The sequence below is a fragment of the Pseudorhodobacter sp. genome (assembly GCF_030452865.1).
Classification (GTDB): Bacteria; Pseudomonadota; Alphaproteobacteria; order Rhodobacterales; family Rhodobacteraceae; genus Pseudorhodobacter.
In genome coordinates, this window is record NZ_JAKDLJ010000296.1 from 1 (window position 1) to 4,619 (window position 4,619).

At 60.7% G+C, this 4,619-nt stretch carries 2 protein-coding genes; both read right to left on the reverse strand.

Going from position 1 to position 4,619, the window contains the following annotated elements; translation table 11 throughout:
- Positions 1-444: 444 nt before the first annotated feature.
- Positions 445-2,436: a type IV secretory system conjugative DNA transfer family protein gene (locus tag L0H65_RS14905; protein ID WP_301459834.1), complete on the reverse strand. Its 1,992-nt coding sequence runs from the start codon at positions 2,434-2,436 to the stop codon at positions 445-447.
- Positions 2,437-2,438: 2 nt separating this feature from the next.
- A partial coding sequence (locus tag L0H65_RS14910) for a hypothetical protein (RefSeq protein WP_301459835.1) occupies positions 2,439-4,619 on the reverse strand: 2,181 nt, incomplete at its 5' end.

Sequence of the window (4,619 nt, forward strand, 5' to 3'; positions counted from 1 at the left end):
CTCAAAGGACGCAGAACTATGTAGTCGAGGTAATAGCTGTCAGCAAAGAAAGCCCGCACTAGCTCTGGCGGGTGCAAGGTTGTCGGCTTGCGGGAACGAGGGGTCTTTCGCAAGTAGAGCTCCATTCGGTTCACCATCATCCAGTTGGCTGCGTAAGCCGCGAAATCGAGGTGATCGGAAGGGTGACTCTATACCTTCTACACCGGAAAGCTGACATTCCGCTTTCCCTCCACTCCTAGCAGACCTCGGCACATCGCGTAGCACCGATAAATTTGAGCTCCAACCGAGATTTAGCCGCACATGTCACGAGCGGCCGCTGCCGGACAAAAATTTCAGGTCAAAACATGCGGGTCAAAAATAAAGGTCTTCTTTCTCGATGCGGCCGGCCTAGAGGTTACTTTGCCTGATTCGGATTGGGATCTTTCGTGATGAGCTCGACTGTAGCTATGGCTCCTGTGCCTGAAGCTTGAGGGTGAATTTGTTCATCCGGGCTACCGAGATTGTCTCTGGCGGCTTCAGGACATCTAGCTGAACTTGGGGTTCAACGGCTGGCTTAGCTTGCGCCACAAACAGAGGCGCTTGAGCATCTATTGCTGCCTGCTCGGCCTCTGGCGCGATCTCCTCCCGCGCCACAATCTCGGCCGCCAGTTTCGGCTCCGGCTCGACGGGTGCTTCCGTCTTCACCTTTTCTGGCCGCACGAAATCCACCACCATCCTTTCTGCCAGACGCCGTTCCAGCGCCTCCATCCGTTGGGTCAGGACCTGCACGTCCGTAGCTTCTTTTGGCGGATAGGGCAGGGCACCTTTTTGCGCCTCGAACAGTTTCTTGAACGTCGGATCCTGAAAATACACGATCCGATGGACCAGTAGCGGGTTCTGTCTTTCCGGGATGAGGATCGCTTGATCCGGGTTAAGCCGCCGCACCTCGTCGGGCGTCAGGAGGGGACGCTCCTCCATGCGCCGACTGACCGACCGCCGCTGCATGAAATCCCGATCTCTTGACACGCTGTCCGAGACGGAAAGCTTGGTGGTCTTGCCCAACGCATCCGAAATCTCGCCCGCCGTCTTCTTGTCGTTCGCAGCGAGGTAGAGCTTCATGCCGGCGGCGGACTCGAGCGACAGGCGGACGTTCTCGCCATAGATATTGTCGAGACCGGGGATCGACTGGGTGATGATCGACACCCGCGCACCATGGCCAGCGAGCTGCTTCAGCGCCTGTTCCACGATGGGCATGGGTCCGAGTTGGTCGAACTCGTCCAGCATGACCATCACCGGCCAGGGTTCGGATTTCGGGTCGGGGAGGGTGGAGCGCATGGTGGCGATCAACTCGCCGAAGAAGAGCCGCACCAGAGGCGACAGGGTGCGAATGTCATCGGCGTTGACCACGACATAGATCGACATCGGCCGCTTGCGCAGGTCGGCGAAAGAGAAATCATTGCCGGAAGTTGCGCGATCCACTGCCGGGTTGTTCCAAAGCGTCATGCCCGCACCACCCAGAACCGAGGCGTGCGAGGACAACGTCCGGTCGGAATACCCTGCGAACTTGCGGAAAGTCTGGGCGGCATTGGGGTGTTTCACCTCCTCGGCATGTTCGCCGTAAACCTCCTGGGTGGCGCCGCGACCAAAGAGGATGCGGCTGATCTCGCCGATGGTCGGCTTGCCGCGCTCAATCGCGAGAAGTCCAGCGGCCACGAAAAGCTCACGCCCCTCGGTCAGGAAGTCGCCAGCAGTGCCTTTGTCCGAAACAGTCAAGAAGTAGTCCGAGATCTTGGCCAGTTCGGTATAGCGTTGTTCGAGATTTTCAACGCGGGCGACGCGCTCAAGCGGGTTGTAGCGATGGGTCGGATGTTCAAAATCGAAGGGCGAGAAGCGATAGACCGCATCGCCTTCTGCCAGCCGGTGCCGGGAGGTTGCCTCGAAAATTTCGCCCTTCACGTCGAGCACCACAATGCTGCCGTTAAACAGAAGCGTGTTCGGGATGACATAGCCCACGCCCTTGCCTGCCCGGGTGGGGGCCACGACAAGACAATGCGGGAATTTCTGGAAGGTGGCGCTGACGTAAGGCGCGGCCTTTGAAGGCGGCCCGAGCTTGCCGAAGACCATGCCCGCGCCCAAGGCCTGCAAGAGGCCATTTGCTCTCATCTCCGCCTTCGCCTGGAACTTGGCCTGACCATATTCGGTGAGCTGCTGGCGGAAGGTCAGGGCGACGGCGGCAATCGTGAAGAGCAGGGTCGATGCGCCGACGATCTGCCAAGGCAGGACCCAGGGCACGGAGGTCAGCCGTGCAAAACCGGGAAACTCGGCGAGAAGGACAAAGATGCCGGTTGCATTCGGATCGCGGCCAAGGATGAGGTTCAGAACAAGGCCCCCGGCGATGAGGCCGACAAGCAGGCCGGACGTGAGACCAAGGGGGAGAAGCAGAGCAATACGTTGCAAGATCAAAACTCCCGGTCCTGATTGCGATCATAGGCATGTGCTCGCGCGTGTTCCGGCGGTCGCGACGCCGCTTGCGCCACCATTCTGCGTTCCGCCGCCTCCGCTTCATGCGCGCTGAGGCCAAGTGAAGGATGCTCTTTGGCAGCCGAGACGACGGCAACGGCCATCGCCGCCCGAGCGGTCGGGTCCGGTACATCCTTGGCCAGTGCCTCGGTCCGGCCAGCGGCGATGTCTTTCAACACCGTTGCCCCGTAGCGTTCCTTCATTTCTTCGGCGAAATCCCGTGCCTGATTTTCGTTTCGGAAGGCGACGGATCCCTGGCTGGCATGGACGCGCGCCAGTGAACCCAAAGCCTCCACCAGCGGGTCAGGTCCACGAGTCACTTCAATGCTGCGGGCGGGCTGGATCAATTCGGCTGCACGCTCGTAGAAACGATCCACCCGCTCGGCCGCCGAACTGCGACCTTGGGCGCTGCTGAGATCAAAGCCATGCCGCTTGGCGACATCGGCAATATCGGATTTCACCCACGACTCTTCTTCGCGGGCGTTGGCCGCCCCAGTTTCGAGTCGCGTCTCAAGCCTTTTGAAATCGATCCCAGCGATGTTCGCATATAAACTCAAAGTCGCGCTCAACATCTTGGCACTGCTTACGTCGAGGTCTTTCTCGGCCCCGGCAATCGCCAACGTGTTTGCGCCGATGGTGGTGCTATACAGTGTCGAACGGGGCGGGGTTTCGATTTCTGCCTGCTCCCGATCCAGCCCAAAGGCTGCCGCGGCTTCCTTGGCAATGCCCTGCATTTCAGATCGCAGCGCGCCTTGTCGGTCTGACGGCAATCTATCGATCTGGGCTGTCGATTGCGCCACCCAAGCCGAGATTGCCCGCGCCGGGTCGGAAGCGAAATCGCTCCGCTGCCGTTCTTCTTCGACATAGGCCGCCATCACCGGGCTTTGCGCCAAATGCTTGGCCAAGGCTTCACTGAGCGGCCCTTCATCGGGAAACTTCGCCAGAACTTCGGCACCACCATCGCGACCATAGGAGGTGACGGCCAAAAGCTCGTCGGGTAGAAATCCTGCGGAGCCTTCGCCGTCGACAAAGCGACCGGTGCCAAGCGTGCCGTCCGCATCGGGGATATGCTCGGCCACCAACTTGCGAAATTCCGGGTCGGCGACGAGCCGCTCGGCCAGATCGCGGGTGTTTTCAGTGTCCCGACCAAGGGTCAGGACCAGTTGCGCATCATCGCCCGCATAGATCGCGGTCTCGGGGCGGGCGAACTCGGGCTGTGGCCGATGCTCGAGGACAAGCCCTTCTGGCCCCCGGTCAGGTTCTTCCACCAACGCACGGTCCAACTCGGTCGCACGCTTTACCGCAAGCTCAAGCCCTTCCTCTCCACCCTCGTAGAAATCATAGGCATGGCGCAGAGCCTCGCGGGAATTCGGGAAAGTGCGCTCTGAATAGGTGAGTTCATTCTCCCCTCCCGGCAGATTTGCCTCGTAGCCCGTGTGAATCCCTCGGTCGGTTGCCACCGCCACGGGCCGCAACTCGACATTTGCATCAGTCGTGACCCAGTCGCCGTTGGCGATGATGGATGGCTTTTCGACTAGGCCGTCCTGGTAGGCTGCCACCTCTCGATCCGCCACTTCCTCCCGGGCTTGAACCGCCGCGCGCAATTCCGGCCCGGGCGGGACCGCGTCACTGTGGTCAGCCCAAAGCATCGCTGCCTTTTCCGGCGCGCGGCGCGCGAAGGCCTCGAGATCATCTCTCAGGCCTGTATCAAGCCGCTCGGTCACAGGGGGACCATCTTTGCCCCACTCGACCTTGCCCAAGCGTTCTGTGAGCGAGGCTTCCATCGCATTGAGGAACCCGGCGCGAAACTCCGCATCGGGGGCATGCGAGTCCGGCAGCGATTTGAAGTACCGCGTCTCGCCGCTTTCATGGTTGCCGTGGATCTCTGTCCGGGCCATCGTTCGCGCGGAGTTGCCATCGATATGAGCGACCGAGGGTCGCTCGGAGGGATCAGCGCGAAAGAAGGCTTCGCCCGCCTGGCGCGGATCTTCAAATTCCTGCGCCGCCCCCGATATGGTCAGGCGGACCGAGAAGTATTCTTTCGGGCGATCTGGGGCGGCGCGCTCCGCATAGCTGCGTTCTCTTTCCGGGCGCGCCGATCCTGCATTTATGTCGTTTTC